The following is a 23,891-nucleotide window of genomic DNA, read 5'->3' as shown; positions in this document are numbered from 1 at the left end:
CGGCATCGGCATCCGCATCTGCATCAGCATCCGCGTCGGCATCAGCATCTGCATCAGCGTCCGCATCGGCATCAGCGTCTGCATCGGCATCAGCATCCGCATCAGCGTCGGCATCCGCATCAGCGTCCGCGTCGGCATCTGCATCTGCATCCGCGTCCGCATCTGCATCAGCATCGGCATCCGCGTCGGCATCTGCATCGGCATCGGCATCCGCATCTGCATCAGCATCCGCGTCGGCATCAGCATCTGCATCAGCGTCGGCATCTGCATCTGCATCTGCATCCGCGTCCGCATCTGCATCTGCATCAGCGTCCGCGTCGGCATCCGCGTCCGCGTCTGCATCGGCATCAGCATCCGCATCCGCGTCGGCATCTGCATCGGCATCGGCGTCCGCATCGGCATCGGCATCGGCATCAGCGTCCGCATCGGCATCAGCGTCCGCGTCGGCATCAGCGTCGGCATCCGCGTCCGCATCGGCATCAGCATCCGCATCCGCGTCGGCATCCGCATCCGCATCCGCGTCGGCATCCGCGTCGGCATCTGCATCGGCATCAGCGTCCGCATCGGCATCGGCATCGGCATCGGCGTCCGCGTCGGCATCAGCAACAGCATCTGCGTCTGCATCAGCGTCTTCATCTGCATCTGCATCAGCCTCCGCAACGGCATAAGCATCGGCATAGGCATCAGCGTCAGCAACAGCGTCCGCATCGGCATCGGCATCAGCGTCCGCGTCGGCATCAGCGTCGGTATCCGCGTCGGCATCAGCATCCGCATCTGCATCTGCATCGGCGTCCGCGTCGGCATCCGCGTCGGCATCAGCGTCCGTGTCTGCATCGGCGTCCGCATCTGAGTCGGCATCAGCGTCGGCATCTGCATCGGCATCAGCGTCCGCATCGGCATCAGCGTCCGCATCGGCATCAGCGTCCGCATCTGCATCAGCGTCCGCGTCGGCATCAGCGTCGGCATCAGCATCCGCATCTGCATCGGCGTCCGCGTCGGCATCAGCATCGGCATCGGCATCGGCATCAGCGTCGGCATCTGCATCAGCGTCCGCATCTGAGTCGGCATCGGCATCTGCATCCGCATCATCCCGCTCGCTCGCTTCCCGATCGAGAATCGTCAGTTCTTCTTCTATTGGCGTATTTGGGAAATCGAGACCTTCGGTGGGATATCCGGCGGTGGGATCGACTCTTTCGCCGGTGAGATCCAGGATAACGTGGGTATGGGCGCCGCCGGCACCCGCCTCGCCGCTGCTGAGGGTGATTTGCGGGCCTGCTGCGGTGGCTTCAAGAATTTGTGTCGGATCCTGACCGTCGGCAATCGCCTGCTGAATGGCGGCAATGTCCGCGGTGTCTGCGTCAGTGGCCTCTGGCGTTGCGGCGATGCTGTGGTTACCGTCCCAGTGGCTGTCGCGGCCGAGATCCAGCGTTTTCCCATTCGGGAGAGTGATCGTGACGGCGCCGCTGGCGCCGGTTTCAATTTGCTCGCCGGTGAGGATTTTATCGCCTTCTACAAGCAGGCGTCGGGTTCCGTCTGGTGAAATAGCGAAGACCTGACCGATAATCGCTTTAATTGTCCCGGCTATACCGTTCATCTTACTCTCCCATTAGGTCTTGCGCGGGCTTTTCCATTTCCGCAGAAATATTTATTTAATCGTGTAGTTATCGCTGAGGTATGAGGGGATTTCAGCTGGATACGTTAATAGTACTAATATTTTGATTGCTGTAATACACCCGATATCGGCGATAGGCTATAGCCTAAAGTTACCATATGACAAAATGTAAATTTATTCTTTGATTTCAATGTCCTTTTAATCCGATTGGATTGTAAAGAATTGCCAAATATAGGTAGGGGACATTAGATGATTAGAAAGCTAACTATATTTAAGGCACATTTTTTCATGTGCCTTAAATAATCAGTTTTATTATTGGGTTATATTAAACCTTCATCGTCATCGCCGATGAGTCCTTCCAGCCCGCTCAGCGTCTGACGCGCCTGGGCGCGGTTCAGCAGTTTGTTCTGCGCCGCTGGCGGCAGATCGGTAATGCTGATCACGCCTTTGCTCATCAACACTTCAATCAGGTCTTCCAGTACGCGGACCATATCCAGGTCGCTCTGTTGCAGCCGCTGGAGCGTCGCCGCGCGCAGGCTTTCTACTTTCAGCCATTCGCTAATCTCTGCGGTTGTCTCTGCGCTTTGCTCGGTCATGCCCCTGAATTCCGCGTCCTCGACCCGAACGATCCGTCCTTCACCATCGCGCTCAATAAAATGCATGGCAGCTCTCCTGAAAAATTATTGTAGTGTGCTGGCATCGCTAAAATAGCGGCCCATTGCGCCATAGAGGCCAATTTTTTCCAGCACGGCCAGCTCGCCCTCGGTTTCTACGCGTTCGGCGATAAGGGGTAGATTGATCTGTCGTGTTGCCCAGTAAATCGCTTCGATGAAGAGCTTTTTATCTTCTTCTTCATTGATGTGATGGATGTAGCCGCCGTCGACTTTAATCCACGCCAGCCCCCACTGCGGCAGGTTGCCAATCAGGTGGAAACGGCCACCGAAGTGCTGAATCCCCAGCCCGCAGCCCAGTTCCTGCAGCTTTTTCACCAGTACGCTCACGCGCTCCGGCTCGGGCAGTTCGTTCTCATCCAGTTCAAGCGTCAGGCGCGATGTTAAATGACGCGCGGTTTTCAACGGCTGGAGCAGGGTGTTCAGGCTGTCGTCATCGGCGACGCTTTCGCCGCTAATGCTGAGCGCAAAAGCGTGGGTGGTGCTTTCCATCGCGCGCAGCGTCTGTTTGAGCATCACCACGTCCATCCGACGGCCCAGCGCCAGGCGGCGTACCCAGGGGATAAAGCGGCCCGCAGGGATAATTTCGCCCTCGGCGGTTTTGATACGCGCCAGAATTTTACGATGTAAAACAATATGTTTGCTATTGCACTCATACACCGGCTGGGAGTAAAGCTCGAATGCCTCTTTATCCAGAATCTCGGTCAGGCGCTGATGCCAGTGGTGGTGATCTTCATCCGGATTCTGTTGTTCGGCGGTTTCCGGGTCGACGAAGGTGCGCATATCGGCTTCCGCAGCCACCAGAATCTGGTCCGCCTGACGCAGCAGGTTCTGCGGCACGTCGCCATAGTGGAAGGCGACTTCAGCAAAATGCGCTACCGGGTTGACGTCGCTCAGGCCGGTTTCATACAGCGCTTTCAGCTGTGTGTTCAGTGAGTTAGCGAAGCTCTCCATCTCGGTGGGGAGGACCGGGGCGGTGATAATCGCGAACTCGCCGCCGCGCACGCGGGCAACGAAACCTTCACTATGGAAGAACCGCTGCTGAAGGTTGTTGAGGATATCGGCCACCGCTTTGAGCAGCTTGTCGGTATTGGCGCCGCCGAGGCGCTGGTTGAGGCCCATCAGGTCCTGTACCCGCAGCAGGATCAGGTTGCCGTCGGCGTGGTCTTCATCGCTCAGGCGAGTCTGGAATTTGATGTCGAAGGCGCGGCGGTTGTTCAGACCGGTGAGGCTATCGTTATAGGCTTCCTGGCGCAGTGACTCGGTACGCTGGGCCTGCTCGCTGAACAGCGCTTTAAGCTGGGTTACCATCATGTTGGTGGCTTCCACCACCCGGCGTAGCTCCGGCGTTTTCGGCAGCGCGGGCAGGCTCAGGAACTCACGACGGCTGATGGCGGTGGCCTGCTCCACGATGTAGTTCAGCGGGCGCAGGCGGTGGCGCAGCAGGAACATCGCCCCGAGGATGCACAGCGCGCTACAGCCGGTCAGCCACAGGAAGCTGGCGACCAGGCTGCTCCACAGGCGCGACAGTGCGAACATCGGGTGGCTGACCACCTCGACGCGCGCGGCCTGCGTCCAGCCGCGCATCACGATGGCTTCCCCCTGGCCGGGATTCAGGTGCACCACGTTGGCGAACCAGCCCGGCACGTTGGCGCTGGGCGGGACGTTCTGGCGTTCAATAATCGGCTTGCCGGTTTTGATATCCACGACCTCAATACGGTAGAAGTAGCCGCTGTCGAAAATCGAGTTCACCATCAGCTCGGTCATCACCGGGTCGTCGATGTGCGCGGTCAACGACAGGCCGAGCGCGGTGGCCGCGTCCTGGGCATGTGCGCTCAGCTGGTTATGGTACTGCTCGCGCGAGCTTTCCAGCGTGGCAAAAAAATTGCCGCAGAAGATCGTCAGCGTAAACAGACAGATGCCAATCAGTAGCTGTTTATAAAGGGACATGACCGCTTCCTATTCATTAATTACAAACCCTTCTGCACGCATCCTGGTGAGAAGATCCTGCCAACGTGAGAGTCGTGTACTGTCGCCAACGCGCTTGCTGCCGCTGGCCTGCGGGATCCATAAGCCTTCACCGTTAAAGGAGTAAACGGGGAGCAGATCGCTGCGGGCGGTGGCGGGTAATATGGCGGGCTTCAGGTTATCGAGAACCAGCGGAATAGCGTCCGGCGTCGAATACCACGTCACGACCATATGTGCCTGATTTAATTGTAATGCTTTAACGTAGGTAATTCGCAGCTGGCTGGCCGGAACACCTAATTCACGTAGGGTAAAATATTTGGCCAGCGCGTAGTCTTCGCAGTCACCCGCGCCTTTACGCAGGGCTTCGACCGGCGTTGCCCAGTAATCTTCTTGCCCCCACACCGTCATATCATCCACAAAGCGGATGCGCGAATTAAAAAACTGGTTCACGCGGTTCAGGGTGGCCTGAATATTGCCCTGCGTCGGCTGTTTAAGCAACGCCTCCCAGGCGTCAATATTGCGCTGGGCGGTTGGCGTAGCCGGGCCGTAAAGCCGCTGAGTCCGCTCGTTGATGGTATTGAAATCCCATCCTGCGCTCAGGTCGGGCGGTACCAGCAGCAGTAGCGCCAGCAGCAACGACAGCCCACGTTTCCAGATCAACGGACGGGCGATATCCCGCAGGCGCTTCATGCAGAAACGCTCATCATCAGGGGATTATGCCGTATAGCCATGCAGATGACGCCAGTGTTTTCGGTAAGCGACATAGCCGGAAAGGTAGTGTTCGACGTCATCGATTCGCACCCGGAAACTGTGGTGACGAATGAAAAAGCTGCCCACAATGCGGGGCGGATTTTTGAAGAACATCGCCAGCTCCGGCCAGAAAAAACCGTTCGCGAGGTAGCGCGCCCGCGTTTCCAGCGCCAGGTTGAAAGTATCCAGGCTGAAGCCGTCCAGCAGATGACGGTGCTCGGATGCCGCCAGACGGCTCAACATACGCGATGCCGCCATCATCAGCTCCAGCAGCGTCGGGTAGGTGGTCACGCGGTTGATCACGAAGTCCAGGTGATCGCGCACGTTGTCCAGACCGAACTGATAATAGCGCTCGAGTGGGCGGTACAGCGTTAACTCGTTTACACAGTAGCTTAGCCAGTGGTCGTGCGCCTGCCAATGCTTCTGCGCGATAAAGTGATCCATGGCGCGTTCCACCATCGCCAGCCAGCGCGGCGCTTTGGTCAGGCCGTACAGGCGCATCAGCGCGAAGGCGGCTTCGCCATCGTAGTAAATAATGCGATGTTCGGCCTTCAGCGACAGGTCAGCGGCGTGCAGGACATGATTAAAACCGCCGGTCTCCGGCTTTTGCATAAAGCCAATGCCGTTCGCCAGGCGCTGCATTTGCGGCAGATAACGTTCGTCGCCGGTAAGCTCGGTATATTTGGCCATCGCCAGAATACAGACCGCGTTGCCGCCGAGCTTAATTTCGTCGCCGGTGTCGATGAGAAAGTCGGCCTCGCTGCCGTCCGCTAGCGTACGGGTGGCGATAAGTTCGCTCGAAAGGTTATACAGCGCGCGCTCAATGGCGGCAAACTGCGCGGGCTCCTGCGTCACTTCCCAGCCTTCCAGCAATGCGTAGGTTGAACTGGCGTGGCGCAGCGCGTTGTAGGTCGGGATGGCCCGATCGAAGCAGGGGAACCAGCCATAATCATAGCGTCCCGACGCCTGAACCTGACGCGCAAGGTAGTCGGTGGCGGAGGCGATCATCGGGTCGAGCGCCTCTTCCTGCCAGTTTAACAGCTGGCGATAGCCGGAATTGCGGCCGCTGGATTCAATGGGATACACCTGCTCGCCGTCGCTAAACACGCTGCGCGTGGTAAAACGCCAGATCAGCTGCTCGGGATTGTCCGGCCAGCGTAATTCGCTACCGAAGCGCCAGCGGGAGAAGTGCAGCAGATTCGGCGTGTTGGGCGTCGCGACGCCTTCTTTTCCGTGATACAGCAGGGCGTTAGCGTTGATCTCCTGCTCGAGGATTGGCCGCTGAAAATCGGGCGTAAAGCTGACGCCAAAGCGAAAATAGTTCCGCTTGGTCTTGCCGAGCTTTTCCTGGAGGGCGTCCCAGCGCAGAGTCTGGATTTTATCGACCAGATCGGCGCGTAGCCAGATTGGGGCAACGGCCTGCTGAGCGGTCCAGCGCTGTAAATCGTCCGCGGCACTCTGCCAGGCCTCATCCAGCGTGCGACCGCAGGCATAGGCGGTATAGGCGCGTTGCTGGCTATTACATGCGCTGAGAAACAGGATGTAGCCGGGGAAGGGGGCAGGCTGCTCGACGGCGTTAAACGCGTCGAGTTTTGGGCGCACATGCGCAAATAAACGGCCCAGTGACATTTAAGCTCCTTGTCATGCGGTGACGCCCTGTCTGAGTAGAATCGCATCAAAATACCATTACGTATTGCGATTTATGTATTCTACATTTCTACTATATTGCCCTGAGAATAGAAAATTACCGTATCAGGATCAAATTATTTGGCTGCGAAATAGTTGAATCATTCATTTGATACTTTTTTTGGCAGCGTAGCGCCAGAATTGAATTTTGCTGGAGAGAAGATGGATCAGAAAAATGAAAATGGATTTTTAGAGGGCACCTGCTGGACCGCAGAATCATTAATGCAGGCGGTACCAGGCCGTTGGCTTACGCCGCCGCCTGAAGGCTGGCGGGCGACAGGCGTGTCTATTTTCGCGCCTGCGATGAAGCCCGGCAATATGGTGTGCGTGCGCGCGGAAAATGAAGTCGGTGGGGTTCCGGTGGAGCGGCTTGATACGCTTCCGTATCCGCCAGCCGCCTTTATCGTGGATGATGCCGAGCGGGTGAGCGCCGGCACGACGCCCGTTTATCTGGTTGCGGATCGTAACGAGGCGCTGCTGCTGATGGGGCGCTATGCCCGCGACAAAATGAGCGGTAACGTGATCGGCGTCACCGGCAGCGCGGGGAAAACCACCTGCGTCGCCATGCTGACCGCGGCGCTGGCGGAGTGGGGGCCGGCGCTCGGCAGCGCGCAAAATGCCAACCTGCCGCGCGGCGTTGCGTGGAATATCGCTTCAATGCCGTGGGATACCCCGCAGGTGGTGCTGGAAATCGCCATTGGCCGTATGGATATCAGTACGCGGATGGTGCGGCCAACCGTGGCGATGGTGACGAATATTCAGGCGGTTCATCTGAAAGAAAATCAGTCGCTGCACGATATTGCGCGCACCAAGGCGATGATTTTTCTGGGCATGAAGCCCGGCGATATTGCGGTGCTCAACCGTGATATGCAGGAGTGGGACTGTATCTATGCCGCGGCGGTGAAGCAGGGTTTACGAATTGTGACCTACGGCCAGCATCAGGCGTGCGACTGCCGTTTGTCCGCCTACGACCCGGCGACTCACGGCGTCGAGGCCGATATTTTTGGCCAGCGTTTTCGCTATACGCTGCAGGCGGAAGGCCTGCACATGGCGCTCAACAGCGTCGCCACGCTGGCCGTCGTGTCGGCGCTAGGCTATTCCCCTGAGGCCGCGCTGGCGAGGCTGACGCGCTTCCAGGCGCTGCCGGGGCGAGGGGAAGTCAATCCTCTGACCGTGGACGGACACCCGCTGACGGTGATTGATGATGCCTACAACGCCAATCCCGGCTCGATGATGATGGCGGTTTCGCAGCTTAGTGCGTCAATTTCGCCGGGGCGAAAAGTGCTGGTGCTGGGAGAAATGGCCGAGCTGGGCGATGAATATGACCGCTATTACCGCGCGCTGATTGACGGTATTAATCAAAGCCAGATTGATACCATTTACCTGATTGGCCAGCAGTACGCCGCCTATGCTGACGAGTTTTCTGCGCATAAGCACTACAGGTTGTTGGCCGAGGTGGAGGCGTTTAAAGACGCCTATCTCAAGGACATTCAGGATGGCGATATCGTGCTGCTTAAGGGTTCGCATTCGACCCAGGTGTGGAAATTGGTGAGCTGGCTGAAGCGACTGGCCTCCCGTTAGCCCCAAATGTCCGCAGGAACAGGCCCTATCCACGGTGGGAGAGGGCCTGGTGCACTGACTTTTATTGCTGGGTTTGCACCTCTGCAGTCAGGCTATCTACCCGGTTTTCCTCATGAAGATATTGTTTATCCAGAATCCGCACGAACGGCGTATAAATGGCGGTGGCAATAACCAGATTCACCGCCTGTAAGATGACGCCTGAAATCCCGGTGGTAAGGAAGCCAGAAATAAAGATTGGCGTGGTCCATGGAATGGAAATTCCGGAGGTCGGGGGCACCCAACCTAGCGCAATCACCGCATAGGTGACGGTGCACAGTACGATTGGCGTGATCAGAAAGGGGATCAGCATCAGCGGGTTAAGGACAATCGGCAAACCAAAAATCACCGGTTCGTTAATATTAAAAATGGCCGCAGGCGATGCCAGTTTGGCCAGCTGCTTCAGGCGCGTGCTTTTGGCGACCATAAAGATGCTAATCAGCAGCGCGCCGGTAAAGCCCGTGCCGCCGGCAATTAAATACACATCCCTGAACTGCTGGGTAATGATATTGGTTGCCGCCAGCCCGGCCTGAGTTTGCGCCAGGTTTTGTGCGCTGAGCGTTTGCCAGATGGGCCCCATGACCGATGACACAATCGAGTCGCCGTGAATGCCGAAGAACCAGAACAGGCTGATCATCATCTCGGCAATCAGCTGGGAAAAGATCGAGTTCCCTAAATACAGCAGCGGTTGCTGTAGCACGACGTTGATAAATTTCCCCGGAGTGCCGAAATGGGTATTTTCAAACAGGACCTTGATGATTATCCAGAACAGCAGCACCACTAAAATCGGCACCAGAGATTTAAACGACCGGGCAATTTCAGGGGGCACGCTGGCGGGCATTTTGATGGTAAAGGCTTTGTTTTCCAGAAGCGCCATCAGCTTAATGGTCACCACGGTAACAATGATGCCTAAAAACATCGATTCAGAGCTAAAGTCGAGCAGCGCATAAGCGCCAGCAACGATATCTCCAGACTCTGTGGTGACGCTACCCGGCAGCATTAAGAAGAAGATGGCTACTGGTAAAATAGCGGCGCTTTGGCTGAGATTAAGCTTTTCAACTAACTCCTTTGAGAACGAGATAATAACCAGAAGGGTCATTAAGCCATAGCTGGCATTAATCCCGTAATTGAGTTTATCCAACGTACCTTTGCCCAGCAGCGAGGTCATAAACTCGTTGTAGCCGCTAATCGGAAAGTTGGTGAGCAGCAGGAAAAAGGAGCCGACGATTAAAAAAGGAATCAGGGCGATAAAGGCATTTTTGAGGGCGGTCAGGTAGATGTTTGACGAGATTTTCTCGGCCAACGGCAACATCTTTTGTTCGAGTAGAGAGGTTATGCTCATTTCCGCTTACCCTTTAAGGTTTTTTGTAATGTAGTAATGAACGTGCGGGAATTGCTTGAGATAGATGGCCGGCACCTGGGTGTTATGCGCGTCGCCGTTAACGATGTCCTGATAGACGCTTTTTTTCGCGTCGTGGTTGATAATGACAATCACTTTTTTAGCTTTAATGATTTTATTCAGCCCAACGGTAATCCCTTCGGTCAGCGTGACATCGCCCGAGAAGTATTTATGGCTGGCGACGTTAACGGTGATGTCATCCAGTTTGGTTTGCAGATAATCCTCATCGAATGAAACACCCGGCTCGTTTAAGCCAATATGCCCATTCATGCCTACGCCCAGAATCACATAGTCAAACTCTTTACCGTTTAACGCAGCGTGGTAATGGGCAATGTTCTGCGCCGTCGAGGCATAAGGATCAAAATGGATTAATTGCACCGGATGCGCGCATTTATGCACAAAGTCCTGATTGATCATGCTCAGGCAGCTGCCGTCGGACTCGCTGGGCACGTTGACCCACTCATCCAGCGCAAAGAAAGTGAGGTGTTCGGCAATGGTCGTTGTCGCCAGCACGTCATAAACCCAGCGCGGTGTGCTCCCCGAAGGGATTAGCACGCGGGAATGCGGCTTAAGCGCTGAGAGTTCGCTGACCACCTGCTCCGCCAGCGCGGCGTTGCTAGCAAAAGCTGTACATTTCATCGGTGTCTCCCGCGATTAGAGTGAGGCAATGGTTCTGGCGAACAGCGGCAGATAGTGTTTATTGGCCCGCAGCATTTCTTTCACTAATTCAACGCCCTGGTTATCGCTCGAGCACAACGGGTTAAAGAGGAAGCCCGCGATCAGCGCCTGATAGTCACCGGTGGCGGCGGCCTTCACGATTTGCGCTTCATAGTCTTTCATCATCGATACAATTCCTCTGGCCGGTGACGGGATCTCGCCAGTACAAATTGGCATAGGGCCATTACGTGTGAGGACACAGTTCACCTCAACCACCGCGTCTTCCGGTAAATTAGTGATTGCCCCGCCGTTGCGCACATTGACGGTTTGAATGCTCTTATCGTTGAGGTAGATAGCGCGAATGACGTTCAGTGCGGCGGTGGAATAGAGCGCGCCGCCGCGGGCCTCCAGCTCTTTAGGCTTATCCTGAAGCGTGACATCGCTGTATTTTTTAAACAGCTCGGCTTCGATATTTTTGACGATTTCACCGCGTGACAGCTCGGCGGCCTCCTGCTCGGCCAGCATCTCGGTGGTTTTGAGGTAGTACTTTAAATACGAGGACGGGATCAGGTTGGTGGCGGCCAGCAGCTCTTTATTAAACTGCTCGTTGCTGACGTTTTTAAAGCTCAGTTGGTCGACATCCGCGGCGTTGATTAAGTCGATCGTTTCGCGCGTGCGATCGACGCCGTTATGCAGGATTTTAGTTATAAAGTTCATATGGTTGGAGCCTTTAAACTCGACGTATAAATCGTTAACGTCGACGTTTAGCAGGCCTGCAACCTGGTGGGTCATATTGATCGGGCCATTGCACAGGCCAATTACCCGGTTGTTAGTGCTGTATTTGAGCACCGCTTCGGTCACCATCGAAGCTGGGTTGGTGAAGTTAATCAGCCAGGCGTTCGGGCAGATCGCTTTCATTTCATTGGCAATTTCAATGATGACCGGGATGGTGCGTAGCGCTTTGAACATCCCGCCCGCGCCGTTGGTCTCCTGGCCGATAAAACCGTATGACTTCGGCAGTTTTTCATCGACGATTCGGGCGTCGATACCGCCAACGCGCAGCTGTGTGACGACGAAGTCCGCCTCCTGTAGCGCCGTTTTGCGGTCGAAGGTTTGGCTGACATCAATCGGTAAACCAGCTTTGGCCAGCATTCTTTTGGTGAGCTCGAAAATGATGTTCATTTTCTCTTTGCCCATTTCGATGTCGACAAAAGCAATATGGGATATCGGTAGCTGATGATGGTTCTTAATTACCCCTTCGATCAGTTCGGGGGTATAGCTGCTGCCAGCGCCAATCACAACGAGTTTAAGTTTGGTCATGAGTCTTCTACCTTTGAATTAAATTTCAGCGATACTTTTCTGACATTGGATAAATGGAAAAGCATGATATCGATGATGGCTATCTGGATGGGATAGCTGATATTTTCGAAAGCGGTGTCTTTAATAATGGCATTTTTATAAATCAGTGCAGCATCGGCCTTTAGCGCCAGCGTCGAATTTTCCCGGCTGGTGATGGCCGCCACTTTGATACCGTTTTTCCGGGCGTTAAGGATTATCTCTTCGAGCATTTCTGACTCGCCGCTGTTGGAGACAATCAGCACACAATCGTTGGCGGTCAGAAAACGGCTGCGGACATTACAGTTGGTATAGTCCGTTTCATTAAGGATATTAAAGCCCAGCACCATCAGGTTATAGCTGACATAGTTTGCCACGCTATCCGAGGTGCCATAGCCCCAGGTAATAATCGTGCTGCAGGCGGATAAGAAGTCGCAAAAGGCTTTGACTTTACTCTCCGACACTCGGGTTAACGCATTCTGCATTTCCTGGAGATACTCGCTGACAAACGCATTATGATGCTGCGAGTTTTGCGACATCGAAAAAACATCGCGGACGTCGACTTTAAACTCCTGGAAATTATTAAAGCCCAATTTTTTGACCAATTTTGAAATAGACGGCGCGGTGGTATAAACACGCTCGGCCAGTTCATGAATCTTCATCTTATAAACCTCTGCCGGGTTCTCCTGACAGAATTTATAAATCCGCAGCTCATTGCTGGTTAAATCTTTACGCATGGAGTGCACCTTTTATTATGCGGCGCTGACGCCGCACTGGCTCTCGGGAGGGATCTTAACAAGGGGAGGACGGAAATAGGTTTTATGATTTAGAAATTAATTTCCGTGATCTGAGTTATAAATTTCCATGAAGGGACTTTCTCTGAAGTAGGGAGGCGCAAGGTATCAGGCTACCCGGATGAGAGGCATGGCACCGACGCCGGGTGGGCGACCACTATACCCTCTCAACTTCATCAAGCCGCTGCCGCAGCGCATCCAACTGAGACTCGCTGAACACTTCAATGCCGTGCTCGCGCAACAGCGCCACCGCCACCCCTTCGCCCGGCACCTTCATGCCGCGAAACGAGCCGTCATAAACGTGCTGACTGCCGCAGGTGGGGCTGCCGTCGGTCATAATCGCAAACCGACAGCCGTGTTGCTGCGCGGTTTGCAGCGCCAGCCAGGCGGCCAGCACGTAGGGCTGTGTGACATCGCGCCCGTCGCTCTCCACCATCTGTGCGCGCCCGTTCAGCACGTCATTACCCTGACCGTTAACCATCTCCGCTGACAGTCGCGGCGCCTCAAGCCCCGCCGCCAGCTCCGGGCAGTGAATAACCAGACGGCCTTCATCACGCCATTGTTGCAGCAGGTGTGCGGTGCAGGATTTATCGGTGCCGTTGTAACGCACGCGGTGCCCGGCCAGGCAGGCGCTGAGGAGGATTTTGTGTTTGGCGGTCATGGGAAACCCTGAGGATGCGTGGCAAGGCGATTGTCGCGATGCCTGCGGCTATAGGGTAACGGAAACCCGTTGAGGTGAAAATGGGGTTGAGGAGCGGATTCAGCGCAGACGTTTGATAAGGCTTGAAAAATAGCAGGATCCTAAAAAGCAAAAACCCAGCCATAGGCTGGGTTTTCTGAAGAAGTGGTGCCCGGACTCGGAATCGAACCAAGGACACGGGGATTTTCAATCCCCTGCTCTACCGACTGAGCTATCCGGGCAACGGAGCGCATTAAACCGTAGTCGCTCTCTTACGTCAACCAAAATCACCGAAAAGCTGTTCAACTGCTTACTATTGCGGCAATCTACGCGTTTACGCCGCGCGTTTGCACAAATCTTCCAGACAGCGACGCGATAATCGGGCAATGCTGGCGGCGAAAGGGGGGCGGTATGGCAACGAAAGACTGGCTTGAGCTGCGACAGCATGCCGACACGGGCATTGAAACGATCAAAGCGCACTTTGAAGGGCATGCCTTCGATCCGCACTGGCACGACAGCTATCTGGTGGGGATTACCCTGGCCGGCACGCAGCAGTTTCACTGCCGTCGTGAGCGTCATCATAGTCGGCCGGGTGATGCCTTTTTGCTGGAACCGGGCGAAATCCACGACGGTGACGCGCCCGTTGCCGGTGGCTTTACCTATCTCACCTTTTATCTCGATGAGCGCTGGCTGACGAACACGTTACATGGGCTATACGACGCTACGCCGGATAGCTACTCGCTGCACTTCAATCAAACGCTGACCCGTGAGCCGCAGCTGGTGCGGGCGATTCATCAGACCTTCAGCACGCTGCATACCGATGAGATGCGCATTGTGCAGCAGAGCAGCATGGATGGCCTGCTGGCGCAGCTCACCGCGCACTGCCAGTGGCGCAAGCGGCTGCCGTCGGCGATGCAAAGCGCGGCGATTGCCCACCGCGCGCGGGACTATCTGCATGCGCATATGGGCGACAATATCGGGCTCTCGGATTTAGCGCGCGAGACGGGGACCGACCGGTTTACCCTGACGCGCAGCTTTAAGCGCGAGTTCAACCTGGCGCCGCACGCGTGGCTGATCCAGCTGCGGCTGGCGAAAGCGCGTCAGCTGCTGTCGCTGGGTGAGCAGCCGGTTGACGTGGCGGCGACGCTCGGCTTTGCTGACCAGAGCCACCTTGGGCGCTGGTTCCAGCGAGCGTACCGTATCTCGCCTGCGCACTACCGTCGGTTGTGCACAAACCTTCCAGACGTTTCCAGTAAATAACGGCACAGTCAGGGCTCTAATAAGAAGGAGTCCACCTGTGAATATCATGCCGTTTCTGCTGTTTGCCTTCGTCGCGTCAATTACGCCGGGGCCGACTAACATTCTCGTTCTGACCAATAGCCAGCACTATGGCGTAAAGGCGACGCTTCCGGCGCTGGTCAGCGGCTGCGCGGCGGCCAGCGCAATTGTGCTGATTTCCGGCGCAGGAGCGGGCGAGTTGTTGCGTCAGTACCCGCTGGTGCGGCAGATGATGAGCTGGGCGGGTGTGCTGTGGCTGACCTGGATGAGCTGGCAGCTGTTCTGCGCCCCGGCGGCGACTATCTCCGGACAGACGCATCACCGCTTTACCGCCAAAGCGGCGGCGCTGTTGCAGGTCATTAACCCGAAAACCTGGATGCTGGCGCTGGCGGTGGTCAGCCTGTTTGCTCCGGCGAGTGAACACGCGCTGCGCGACGTCGCACTGATGGCGCTGTGGTTCTTGCTGATCTCGGTGGCGTGTCTGCTGTGCTGGGCGTGGCTGGGGAAGGCGGTCAATCGGGTGTTCCGCACCACCGTGGCGATGGTGCGGTTTCAGCGGCTGATGGCGCTGTGCCTGCTGCTCTCCGCGTGGGCGGGGATGCTGGCCTAGGTCAGCGCGCCGCCCTGGCGGCATTTTGCGAAGCGCAGGATATCTTCCGCCAGACGGTGCGCGGTATCCACGTCGACCTGGCTGCGGTTGACCAGCATGCGGCTGAGGCAGCCTTCCAGCACCAGCTCCATCTGTTTCGCGACCATTGTCGGATCGTCCACTTCCAGTTGGGTTAACAGCTCGTGGCTGAAGTGGAACGCGGCCTGCTTCTGCTGGTTGGCGAGCTGGTGAATCGGGTGCTCGGCGTCCGGGTAGAAGGTACAGGCGGCGATAAACAGGCAGCCGGGGTAGCGGTTTTTGGTCACGCAGTCGGTCAGCGCGGCGTAGCGAGCCAGCAGTTTATCTTCCGCCGTCATCTCTTCGTTCAGCATCAGCTGGCGACGCCAGGTTTCCACCTGCTGGCTCAAATAGCGCAGCGCGTCATACAGCAGCGCTTCGCTGTCCGGCCAGAAGCGGCGCAGTTCATCCAGCGGACGGTCCACGCGCTCGGCCACCATTTCCAGCGTGGTGCTTGCAATCCCTTCTTGCTCAAGGAGCTGTAGGGCTTCTCCCAATACGTCTTCGCGTTGCACGGTATTCTCCTCCGTTCCCGACGGCTATCCGTCTCAAAGTGTTGTCTACGGTTGGCGATCGCGCAAATGCGCGCGAAACGCGGCGGCGTCCATAAAGCCGGTTACCCGTAGGGCGGGCTGCTCGTTGCCGTCTTCATCAAAGAAGAGGATGGTCGGCAGGCCCAGTACCTGTAAATGTTTTAGCAGCGCCGCGTCCTGTGCGCTGTTGGCCGTCACATCGGCCTGTAGCAGCACGGTGTTTTGCAGCGCCTGCTGCACCTGTGGGTCGCTGAAGGTGTACTTCTCAAACTCTTTGCAGGCCACGCACCAGTCGGCGTACAGGTCGAGCATTACCGGTTTACCGCGGGCGGTAGCCAGCGCGGCGTTCAGCGACTCGACGTTGCTGATGCGGGTAAAGTTGAGATGCGCCTGAGTCTGTGCGGTCGTGTGGCCAAAGGCCCAATCCTGAAGCGGGCGCACGCTCACCAGCGCGGCGGCCAGCAGAGCAATTTGCCCGATGCGCTGCCACGGTTTGTTCAAACCAAGACTGGTAATAAACGCCCAGCTGAAGAACGCTACGCCCAGCATCGACCACAGCCGCAGCCCCCAGACGTCGCCGATAATCCGCTCCAGCAGAAATACCGGCAGCGCGAGGATCACAAAGCCAAACGCCGTTTTGACGTGCGCCATCCACGGCCCGCTTTTCGGCAGCAGGCGGTTGCCAAACACGGTGACCAGAATCAGCGGCAGCCCCATGCCCAGCGCGTACAGGTACAGCGTACCGCCGCCGAGCCACAGGTTACCGCTCTGGGCGATATACAGCAGAATAGCGCTCAGCGGCGCGGTGGTGCACGGCGAGCAGATAAGCCCGGCAATCGCCCCCATGGCGAACACGCCGCCGGCGGAGCCGCCCTGCTGGCGGTTGCTCATCAGGGTGAGGCGGGTCTGCAGTGATGAAGGCAACTGGAGCGAGAAAGCGCCGAACATCGACAGCGCCAGCAGGATAAACACCGCCGACAGGCCAATCAGCACGTACGGGTGCTGCAACGCGGCCTGGAACTGCATGCCGGCGGCGGCCACCACCAGGCCAAGCGCGGTGTAGGTGAGCGCCATCCCCTGCACGTAGATAAAGGCCAGCAACAGCGCGCGAGCGGTGGAGAGGCGCTGTTTACCCCCGAGGACGATGCCGGAGATCAGCGGATACATCGGCAGCACGCAGGGGGTGAAGGCGATGCCGATGCCGATTAACAGCGCCCAGAGGGCGGAGTACGGTAAGTCCGCGCTGGTGTCGCCCCTCACCCCGGCCCTCTCCCCGGAGGGGAGAGGGGGAAGGGCAGAAACCGCGCTCAGCGGCACGGTCCGGGTTTCCGGCGGGTAGCAGAAGCCCGCGTCGGCGCAGCCCTGATAGGTAACGGTCAGCGTTGCGCCATGGGTGGCCTGGGTCAACGTCACCGGCACCACCAGGCGCTGGCGGTAGATTTCGCTTTTGCCGTAAAACTCGTCGTTATGCGGCTCGCCCTTGGGGAGCTGGAGCGGGGCGATGCTGGCATTAGCCGGGTTAATTTTGATCTGCTGGCGATAGAGATAGTAGCCCTCTTTCACCTGCCAGCTCAGATTGACCTCGTGCTGACTCTGCTGGAAATCAAAGGCAAAGGCTTGATCAGCAGGAATAAAATTACTGCGGCCGGGCCCGTCAAATAACCCGGCGGCGAAGGCTGAAGTGCTGCACAGCAGCAGGATCAGCGTAAGGATGCGTTGAGCCATGAGAGATAATCAACATCTGCGTGAGTAACGGGTAACACTAACAGTTCTGGTGTCTGGTACGGGTGATGCGCCTTCAGGCAGTCCAGCAACGCCTGCTGGTGGGCAAGATCGGTTTTTAGCAGCATCTGTACTTCATACTCCTGCTCGAGCTTCCCCTCCCAATAGTATAGCGAGGTCGCGCCGGGGAGCAGGGTCGCGCAGGCGGCTAATTTTTCCGCCAGTACTTTGGCCGCCAGGTCCTGGGCGGTGGCTTCATCCGGAGCAGTACAGAGGACCACTACAGCGTCGGGAGTGCTCATTGTAAACCTCGTTATTGATGAAAAGAGGCACTATAGCACGGCGTTTGAGGTGGGTTGAGTGAATCGGGCCGCAGAGCGGCCCGACGTTAAGGATATTTACCGGCGTTAAAGGATTAACCCGCCGAAGATAAACCCGAGGATCACGCACAGCGCAATGGCGATCACGCCCGGGATCAGGAACGCGTGGTTGAAGACGTATTTACCGATACGGGTAGAGCCGGTGTCGTCCATCTCGACCGCCGCCAGCAGCGTCGGGTAGGTTGGCAGGACGAACAGCGCGGACACCGCCGCAAAGGAGGCAATTGCCGTCAGCGGGGTGACGCCCAGCATCAGCGCCGCAGGCATCAGCGCCTTGGTGGTAGCCGCCTGGGAGTAGAGCAGGGTTGCGGCGAAGAACAGCACCACCGCCAGCAGCCACGGATAGTTCTGCAACAGATCGCCCGCCACCGCCTGAATGTCGGCGATGTGCGCTTTCACGAAGGTATCACCCAGCCACGCGACGCCCAGCACGCACACGCAGGCGCTCATCCCGGATTTAAAGGTGCTGGCGTTGAGGATTTCACCGGTGTCGACCTTACAGGTGATGCAGATCAGCGTGGCGATGGTCAGCATAAACACGACGATCGCTTCGTTACGCGGCAGTACCGGGTTCTGAATCAGCCCGACGGTGTCGCTGATGGCGGTGGCGTAGAACATCACCGCGACGATGCCAACCAGGAACAGCAGCACCGAGCGCTTAGCGTGCGGCTTCAGCTCAAAGACCTTGCTGCCGCGCAGGCGCACTTCCCCTTTGGCCAAACGCTCCTGGTACACCGGGTCATCCTTCAGCTCGCAGCCGAGGAAGTTACAGACGATGGAGGTCAGCAGCACGGCAATCAGCGTGACCGGAATACAGATCGCCAGCAGCGTCAGGTAGCTCACGCCCATCGGCTCCAGGATACCGGCGAAGAACACCACCGCCGCCGAAATGGGCGAGGCGGTAATGGCAATCTGCGAGGCTACCACGGCGATAGAAAGCGGGCGGGAAGGGCGGATGCCCTGCTCTTTCGCCACTTCCGTGATCACCGGCAGGGTGGAGAACGCGGTGTGCCCGGTCCCCGCGAGGATGGTCATAAACCAGGTGACCAGCGGGGCCAGAAACGTAATGTACCTGGGGTGCCGACGCAGCAGGCGCTCGGCGAGGCTGACAAGATAATCCATCCCGCCGGCGATTTGCATGGCGGCAATCGCGGCGATCACCGCCATGATGATTTCAATGACGTCAAACGGTATGGCGCCGGGCGTGATTTGAAATATCAGCGTTAATACCAGCACGCCGAAGCCGCCGGCAAAGCCGATGCCTATTCCCCCGAGTCTTGCCCCTAAGTAGATGGCAAGAAGCACAATGACCAGTTCTGCTCCAAACATATTAGCCTTCCTTGTTTAACAAGTTGATATGTAATTGTTGTGTTTTCGTGAATTATAGAAACAAAAAAGGCATGTCATCATGACATGCCTCAGTTTATTAGAGAGAAAAATTACTGTTCGCTTTCATCGGTGTAACGCTTCGCTTTATACGCCGGATGCATCAGGTTCTGCGGCGAGAAGATATCGTCCAGCTCTGTTTCCGTCAGCAGGCCGCGCTCCAGCACCACTTCACGCACGCTCTTACCGGTTTCGGCGCAGATTTTCCCGACGATGTCGCCGTTGTGGTGGCCGATGAACGGGTTCAGGTAGGTGACGATGCCGATAGAGTTGTAGACGTAGCTTTCACACACTTCTTTGTTCGCGGTGATGCCGTCGACGCATTTTTCCAGCAGGTTGTAGCAGGCGTTAGTCAGGATGTGGATAGACTCAAACAGCGCCTGGCCAATCACCGGCTCCATCACGTTCAGCTGCAGCTGACCGGCTTCAGACGCCATGGTGACGGTGGTGTCGTTGCCGATCACCTTGAAGCACACCTGGTTCACCACTTCTGGCACCACCGGGTTCACTTTGGCTGGCATGATAGAAGAACCAGCCTGCAGTTCCGGCAGGTTGATTTCATTCAGGCCAGCGCGCGGGCCGGAGGAGAGCAGGCGAAGGTCGTTACAGATCTTCGACATCTTCACCGCCAGACGTTTCAGCGAACTGTGGACCATGACGTACGCGCCGCAGTCGGAGGTGGCTTCAATCAGGTCTTCAGCCGGAACGACCGCCAGATTGCTGACTTCCGCCAGTTTCTGTACCGCTAACTGCTGGTAGCCGTCAGGGGTGTTCAGGCGGGTACCGATAGCGGTCGCGCCAAGGTTCACTTCCAGCAGCAGCTCGGCGGTGCGCAGCAGGTTTTTGGTTTCTTCATTCAGCAGCACGCTGAAGGCGTGGAATTCCTGGCCAAGGGTCATCGGCACCGCGTCCTGCAGCTGAGTACGGCCCATTTTCAGGACGTCCTGGAACTCAACGGCTTTACGCTGGAAGCCTTCGCCCAGCTGATGAATGGCATCAACCAGCTTCACAATAGAGGCGTACACCGCGATACGGAAACCGGTCGGGTAGGCGTCGTTGGTGGACTGGCATTTGTTGACGTGGTCGTTCGGGTTCAGGTACTGGTATTCACCTTTCTGGTGGCCCATCAGCTCCAGGCCGATGTTCGCCAGTACTTCGTTGGTGTTCATGTTGACGGAAGTGCCCGCGCCGCCCTGGTAGACGTCTACCGGGAACTGATCCATGCACTTGCCGTTATTCAGGACTTCATCACAGGCCGCAATGATGGCGTTGGCTACGCCTTTTGGAATAGTTTGTAGTTCTTTGTTCGCCAGGGCCGCCGCTTTCTTCACCATGACCATCCCGCGCACAAACTCCGGGATGTCGCTGATTTTACTGATACTGATGTAAAAGTTTTCAATCGCTCTCAGAGTATGAACGCCGTAGTAAGCGTCAGCAGGAACTTCCCTGGTACCCAACAGATCTTCTTCGATACGAATGTTGTTTAGCATGTGAACCTTCTTTTTGCGAGCTGCCAATGATTTCACCAAATACGCAGGATTTTTGTGGTCATGCGTTTTTCTGACCGCAGATTATTTCCTTAATCGGCCCAGTGTCCATGATCATATGCTGATGATAGCGGATTGCAGTAATCTGGATCACTTATTATCAGACGTAACTGATAAGAATTATTGATTTGTGAAATGAATCACCGCTTGACGATTGTTGACAAAAATATGGGCCGCCGCTGATTGAAATACGGCAATTCACCACCATTTCAATTTAGTGCAGAGAATGATGACTCGCTGCACGCGCGTGATACGCGTTGTTGACCTCACAGGAGATGCCAGTGCGCTGGATACCGTTAGTTGCCATATTTCTCTATGTTTACATCGAGATCTCTATTTTTATCCAGGTCGCCCATGTGTTTGGCGTCCTGATGACGTTGATTCTGGTTATTTTTACCTCGGTGATCGGCATGTCGCTGGTCCGTAATCAGGGCTTTAAAAACCTGATGCTGATGCAGGAAAAAATGCAGGCGGGTGAAAGCCCGGCGGCCGAGATGATCAAAAGCGTATCGCTGATCCTGGCCGGTATACTGCTGCTGCTGCCAGGGTTCTTCACCGACTTCTTAGGTCTGGTGCTGTTGCTGCCGCCGGTGCAGAAACACCTCACCGTGAAGCTGATGCCATACCTGCACTTTAATCGGATGCCGGGCGGCGGATTTGCGGGGGGTACCACAAGCGGACAGACCTTCGACGGTGAGTATCAGCGTAAGGACGAACGTCCTGACCAGTTGGATCATAAAGACGATAATCGCCCATAAGCCGTGGCGATGATAAAAAGCCGGAGCGCGTTGTGCTTCCGGCTTTTTTTATGGCGTTGGTGCGGGAATGCTCAGGCCTTCCTTTTCGGCAGCAGCAGCCACAGCGCCGCCATCACCACGACCGCATATAGGCTCTTCCATCCCACCATCGCCAGCAGCAGCAGACATAACGCCACGCCTATCACCGACAGCGCGCGATAGCGGCCCGCCAGCAGCCAGCATGCACAGCAGATAAATCATGATAAAAATGCCGTTGGCATAGATGATGAGCGCATCAAGGTTGATGTCCAGCCAGTAGCTGGCGATCGTGCTCACCATGCAGCTGCCAATCACCACGCTCAGCGCGTTGCGCGGCACCAGCCCCGGTGACAGACGCGCCAGATAGCTCTCTGGTTTATGCTGCGCCTGCGACCACACCAGACGGGCGAAGCTCTGAATATAGATATTGAGGCTGGCGAAGCAGGCGAGGAAGCCGACCACGCTTGCCACCCACAGCGCCTGCACGCCGAACAGCTGCACGACGATGGTGGGCAGCGAAGCTGCAGCGGTGTTGGCCGCGCCGTAGGCGTGGAAATGCAGCACCAGCACCGTACAGGCCCAGTAGACGATGCCCGCCAGCAGCAGGCCGACGATCAGCGCGCGGGGGAAATCGCGCTCCGGGCGGCGAAACTCTGAGGCCATATGGGCGAACGCTTCCAGGCCGACAAAGCACCAGAACATCACCGATAGCGCGGCGAACAGCGGTGACATTTCAATATCCGGCAGCGCAGGGAACGGAATATCTTTTAAGGTGATGTCGCCATACATCCAGATAGCGGCCAGCAGGGCGACAATCATTACCGCAACCAGCGTTTGCAGGTTCGCGCTGGAGCTGGCGCCGCGCAGGCCCAGCCACCAGACGAGACCGAGCGTGGCCATTTCGGCCATCAGCAGCTGCCAGCCGTGCCAGCCAAACAGCGCCTGGGTAAAGCCGGAGGCGATATGCAGCGCGGCGGGCAGACCAACGGGGATCACCGACAGGAACAGCCAGCCGGTCACTCTTGCCATTCGCGGGCCGAAGGCCATTTCGACAAAGTGGGCGACGCCGCCCGCGCTGGGGTAATAGCGCCCGAGCAGCGCAAAGACGATCGCCACCGGGAAAACCAGCACGATCAACGCGGGCCAGGCCCACAGGCTGTTATTCCCGGCCACGATGGCGCCCAGCGCCGGCACGGCAAACACGCCGGTGCCTAGCAGCGACGTCGACAATAACCCCACTCCCTGCGCGAACCCCAACTCCTGTTTCAGACCTGACATGACGTGCTTCCATCCCCTGGCAAAGAGCAAAATTTTAACACATCACCTCTTCTTATGGCCCAGCGGCATTGTGCTGTTCTGAGCCGATATTTCAGCGATTTATCGTGATTAACGGCGAGGGCAAAATTTTTTTTAAGGGGACCCCTTGAAGGCCAAAATAACTACCCCCATCTCTCTGGCACTAGCCGGAAAACCGTGTACGGCCCGGCGTCACCCATAACTGATAATGACTTTCTCAAAGGAGAGCTATCAATGAGTATTCGTCCGTTACATGATCGTGTGATCGTCAAACGCAAAGAAGTTGAAACCAAATCTGCTGGCGGCATCGTTCTGACCGGTTCTGCGGCAGCAAAATCAACTCGTGGCGAAATCATCGCTGTCGGTAAGGGCCGCATTCTGGAAAACGGAACCGTGCAGCCGCTGGACGTTAAAGTTGGTGACATCGTGATTTTCAACGATGGCTACGGCGTGAAATCTGAGAAGATCGACAATGAAGAATTGTTGATCATGTCTGAAAGCGACATCCTGGCAATTGTTGAAGCGTAAGAATTACGCGCGAACGAATTTGAGGAATAGAAGAAATGGCAGCTAAAGACGTAAAATTTGGTAACGACGCACGTGTAAAAATGCTGCGCGGCGTTAACGTACTGGCAGACGCAGTCAAAGTGACCCTGGGCCCGAAAGGCCGTAACGTAGTGCTGGATAAATCCTTCGGCGCACCAACCATCACCAAAGATGGCGTATCCGTAGCACGTGAAATCGAGCTGGAAGACAAGTTCGAAAACATGGGTGCGCAGATGGTCAAAGAAGTGGCCTCTAAAGCGAACGACGCTGCAGGCGACGGTACCACCACCGCAACCGTACTGGCTCAGGCGATCATCACCGAAGGCCTGAAAGCCGTTGCTGCGGGCATGAACCCGATGGATCTGAAACGTGGTATCGACAAAGCTGTCGCTTCCGCCGTTGAAGAACTGAAAGCGCTGTCCGTACCGTGCTCTGACTCTAAAGCCATTGCTCAGGTAGGTACCATCTCCGCTAACTCCGACGAAACCGTCGGTAAACTGATCGCTGAAGCGATGGATAAAGTCGGTAAAGAAGGCGTGATCACCGTTGAAGACGGTACCGGTCTGGAAGACGAACTGGACGTGGTTGAAGG

At 56.6% G+C, this 23,891-nt stretch carries 20 protein-coding genes, 1 tRNA gene and 2 pseudogenes; 6 read left to right on the top strand and 17 right to left on the bottom strand.

The window, feature by feature from the left end; all coding sequences use genetic code 11:
• The 5 genes and pseudogenes from ACK5JN_RS04205 to ACK5JN_RS04185 all read right to left on the bottom strand — a co-directional run.
• A partial coding sequence (locus tag ACK5JN_RS04205) for a retention module-containing protein (RefSeq protein WP_416869010.1) occupies positions 1–1,594 on the bottom strand: 1,594 nt, incomplete at its 3' end.
• A gap of 338 nt (positions 1,595–1,932) precedes the next feature.
• Positions 1,933–2,274 (bottom strand): tryptophan synthase subunit beta, encoded by a 342-nt coding sequence (locus ACK5JN_RS04200; protein ID WP_416869009.1) that lies wholly within the window; start codon positions 2,272–2,274, stop codon positions 1,933–1,935.
• Between the two features lie 18 nt (positions 2,275–2,292).
• Complete coding sequence (gene lapD / locus ACK5JN_RS04195; protein WP_416869008.1) at positions 2,293–4,233, bottom strand: cyclic di-GMP receptor LapD; 1,941 nt, start codon at positions 4,231–4,233, stop codon at positions 2,293–2,295.
• A gap of 9 nt (positions 4,234–4,242) precedes the next feature.
• Positions 4,243–4,941 (bottom strand): cysteine protease LapG, encoded by a 699-nt coding sequence (lapG, locus tag ACK5JN_RS04190; RefSeq protein ID WP_416869007.1) that lies wholly within the window; start codon positions 4,939–4,941, stop codon positions 4,243–4,245.
• 54 nt (positions 4,942–4,995) lie between these two features.
• Positions 4,996–6,630 (bottom strand): annotated as a pseudogene (locus ACK5JN_RS04185) (Mur ligase); the annotation flags it as partial.
• Positions 6,631–6,849: 219 nt separating this feature from the next.
• On the opposite strand from ACK5JN_RS04185, the gene ACK5JN_RS04180 reads away from it, so the two are divergent.
• Positions 6,850–8,268 carry a UDP-N-acetylmuramoyl-tripeptide--D-alanyl-D-alanine ligase gene (locus ACK5JN_RS04180; RefSeq protein ID WP_416869006.1) on the top strand — a complete coding sequence of 473 codons (1,419 nt, stop codon included), beginning with the start codon at positions 6,850–6,852 and terminating at the stop codon, positions 8,266–8,268.
• A 61-nt stretch (positions 8,269–8,329) separates the two neighbouring features.
• Here the strand turns inward: ACK5JN_RS04180 and ACK5JN_RS04175 are convergent, their stop codons facing one another.
• From ACK5JN_RS04175 to ACK5JN_RS04150, 6 genes are all read right to left on the bottom strand, one after another.
• On the bottom strand, positions 8,330–9,646 hold the full coding sequence (locus ACK5JN_RS04175) for a PTS sugar transporter subunit IIC (RefSeq protein ID WP_416869005.1): 1,317 nt from the start codon (positions 9,644–9,646) through the stop codon (positions 8,330–8,332).
• 6 nt (positions 9,647–9,652) lie between these two features.
• Positions 9,653–10,342, bottom strand: a complete 690-nt coding sequence (locus tag ACK5JN_RS04170) for a 6-phosphogluconolactonase (protein WP_416869004.1) — start codon at positions 10,340–10,342, stop codon at positions 9,653–9,655.
• Between the two features lie 15 nt (positions 10,343–10,357).
• Positions 10,358–11,680, bottom strand: coding sequence for a 6-phospho-beta-glucosidase (locus tag ACK5JN_RS04165; RefSeq protein WP_416869003.1), 1,323 nt, complete (start codon positions 11,678–11,680; stop codon positions 10,358–10,360).
• A complete protein-coding gene (locus tag ACK5JN_RS04160; protein ID WP_416869002.1) occupies positions 11,677–12,432 on the bottom strand; it encodes a MurR/RpiR family transcriptional regulator in 756 nt (251 codons plus the stop codon). The genes ACK5JN_RS04165 and ACK5JN_RS04160 overlap by 4 nt, the downstream gene beginning before the upstream one ends.
• A gap of 214 nt (positions 12,433–12,646) precedes the next feature.
• Positions 12,647–13,150 (bottom strand): DUF523 domain-containing protein, encoded by a 504-nt coding sequence (locus tag ACK5JN_RS04155; RefSeq protein ID WP_416869001.1) that lies wholly within the window; start codon positions 13,148–13,150, stop codon positions 12,647–12,649.
• Positions 13,151–13,334: 184 nt separating this feature from the next.
• Positions 13,335–13,410: transfer RNA gene (locus ACK5JN_RS04150), tRNA-Phe, on the bottom strand.
• A gap of 169 nt (positions 13,411–13,579) precedes the next feature.
• Here ACK5JN_RS04150 and ACK5JN_RS04145 point away from each other — a divergent pair.
• Positions 13,580–14,428 (top strand): AraC family ligand binding domain-containing protein, encoded by an 849-nt coding sequence (locus tag ACK5JN_RS04145; RefSeq protein ID WP_416869000.1) that lies wholly within the window; start codon positions 13,580–13,582, stop codon positions 14,426–14,428.
• A gap of 37 nt (positions 14,429–14,465) precedes the next feature.
• Positions 14,466–15,056 carry a LysE family translocator gene (locus ACK5JN_RS04140; protein WP_416868999.1) on the top strand — a complete coding sequence of 197 codons (591 nt, stop codon included), beginning with the start codon at positions 14,466–14,468 and terminating at the stop codon, positions 15,054–15,056.
• Here the strand turns inward: ACK5JN_RS04140 and ACK5JN_RS04135 are convergent.
• The 5 genes from ACK5JN_RS04135 to aspA all read right to left on the bottom strand — a co-directional run bounded on the left by ACK5JN_RS04135 (position 15,053) and on the right by aspA (position 20,624).
• Complete coding sequence (locus ACK5JN_RS04135; protein ID WP_416868998.1) at positions 15,053–15,628, bottom strand: transcriptional regulator; 576 nt, start codon at positions 15,626–15,628, stop codon at positions 15,053–15,055. The genes ACK5JN_RS04140 and ACK5JN_RS04135 overlap by 4 nt on opposite strands.
• Before the next feature lie 45 nt (positions 15,629–15,673).
• The gene (locus ACK5JN_RS04130; protein ID WP_416868997.1) at positions 15,674–17,371 is read right to left on the bottom strand and encodes a protein-disulfide reductase DsbD; all 1,698 of its coding nucleotides are present in this window, start codon (positions 17,369–17,371) and stop codon (positions 15,674–15,676) included.
• Positions 17,347–17,670, bottom strand: a complete 324-nt coding sequence (gene cutA, locus ACK5JN_RS04125; RefSeq protein ID WP_064546792.1) for a divalent cation tolerance protein CutA — start codon at positions 17,668–17,670, stop codon at positions 17,347–17,349. Before cutA ends, ACK5JN_RS04130 begins: the two co-directional genes overlap by 25 nt.
• 105 nt (positions 17,671–17,775) lie before the next feature.
• Positions 17,776–19,077 carry an anaerobic C4-dicarboxylate transporter gene (locus tag ACK5JN_RS04120; protein WP_416868996.1) on the bottom strand — a complete coding sequence of 434 codons (1,302 nt, stop codon included), beginning with the start codon at positions 19,075–19,077 and terminating at the stop codon, positions 17,776–17,778.
• Between the two features lie 110 nt (positions 19,078–19,187).
• Complete coding sequence (aspA, locus tag ACK5JN_RS04115; protein ID WP_416868995.1) at positions 19,188–20,624, bottom strand: aspartate ammonia-lyase; 1,437 nt, start codon at positions 20,622–20,624, stop codon at positions 19,188–19,190.
• 338 nt (positions 20,625–20,962) lie between these two features.
• Here aspA and ACK5JN_RS04110 point away from each other — a divergent pair, with 338 nt between their 5' ends.
• A complete protein-coding gene (locus ACK5JN_RS04110) occupies positions 20,963–21,439 on the top strand; it encodes an FxsA family protein (RefSeq protein ID WP_416868994.1) in 477 nt (158 codons plus the stop codon).
• Positions 21,440–21,510: 71 nt separating this feature from the next.
• Here the strand turns inward: ACK5JN_RS04110 and yjeH are convergent.
• A pseudogene (gene yjeH / locus ACK5JN_RS04105) lies at positions 21,511–22,735 on the bottom strand (L-methionine/branched-chain amino acid transporter).
• Between the two features lie 252 nt (positions 22,736–22,987).
• Between yjeH and ACK5JN_RS04100 the strand changes: the two are divergent.
• Complete coding sequence (locus tag ACK5JN_RS04100) at positions 22,988–23,281, top strand: co-chaperone GroES (RefSeq protein ID WP_416868993.1); 294 nt, start codon at positions 22,988–22,990, stop codon at positions 23,279–23,281.
• 35 nt (positions 23,282–23,316) lie between these two features.
• Positions 23,317–23,891: TCP-1/cpn60 chaperonin family protein (locus tag ACK5JN_RS04095; RefSeq protein ID WP_416868992.1), on the top strand; the 575-nt coding region annotated here is incomplete at its 3' end.

The sequence above is a fragment of the Kluyvera sp. genome, from assembly GCF_047971185.1.
Lineage (GTDB): Bacteria > Pseudomonadota > Gammaproteobacteria > Enterobacterales > Enterobacteriaceae > Kluyvera.
Note: the sequence above shows the minus strand (reverse complement) of the source record. Positions and strands in the feature narration are given on the sequence as shown.

Bases quoted from the DNA above. Each gene is read 5' to 3' on its own strand.
- ACK5JN_RS04200 (WP_416869009.1), bottom strand. From the start codon at position 2,274: ATGCATTTTATTGAGCGCGATGGTGAAGGACGGATCGTTCGGGTCGAG.
- lapD (WP_416869008.1), bottom strand. From the start codon at position 4,233: ATGTCCCTTTATAAACAGCTACTGATTGGCATCTGTCTGTTTACGCTG.
- lapG (WP_416869007.1), bottom strand. From the start codon at position 4,941: ATGAAGCGCCTGCGGGATATCGCCCGTCCGTTGATCTGGAAACGTGGG.
- ACK5JN_RS04180 (WP_416869006.1), top strand. From the start codon at position 6,850: ATGGATCAGAAAAATGAAAATGGATTTTTAGAGGGCACCTGCTGGACC.
- ACK5JN_RS04175 (WP_416869005.1), bottom strand. From the start codon at position 9,646: ATGAGCATAACCTCTCTACTCGAACAAAAGATGTTGCCGTTGGCCGAG.
- ACK5JN_RS04170 (WP_416869004.1), bottom strand. From the start codon at position 10,342: ATGAAATGTACAGCTTTTGCTAGCAACGCCGCGCTGGCGGAGCAGGTG.
- ACK5JN_RS04165 (WP_416869003.1), bottom strand. From the start codon at position 11,680: ATGACCAAACTTAAACTCGTTGTGATTGGCGCTGGCAGCAGCTATACC.
- ACK5JN_RS04160 (WP_416869002.1), bottom strand. From the start codon at position 12,432: ATGCGTAAAGATTTAACCAGCAATGAGCTGCGGATTTATAAATTCTGT.
- ACK5JN_RS04155 (WP_416869001.1), bottom strand. From the start codon at position 13,150: ATGACCGCCAAACACAAAATCCTCCTCAGCGCCTGCCTGGCCGGGCAC.
- ACK5JN_RS04145 (WP_416869000.1), top strand. From the start codon at position 13,580: ATGGCAACGAAAGACTGGCTTGAGCTGCGACAGCATGCCGACACGGGC.
- ACK5JN_RS04130 (WP_416868997.1), bottom strand. From the start codon at position 17,371: ATGGCTCAACGCATCCTTACGCTGATCCTGCTGCTGTGCAGCACTTCA.
- cutA (WP_064546792.1), bottom strand. From the start codon at position 17,670: ATGAGCACTCCCGACGCTGTAGTGGTCCTCTGTACTGCTCCGGATGAA.
- ACK5JN_RS04120 (WP_416868996.1), bottom strand. From the start codon at position 19,077: ATGTTTGGAGCAGAACTGGTCATTGTGCTTCTTGCCATCTACTTAGGG.
- aspA (WP_416868995.1), bottom strand. From the start codon at position 20,624: ATGCTAAACAACATTCGTATCGAAGAAGATCTGTTGGGTACCAGGGAA.
- ACK5JN_RS04100 (WP_416868993.1), top strand. From the start codon at position 22,988: ATGAGTATTCGTCCGTTACATGATCGTGTGATCGTCAAACGCAAAGAA.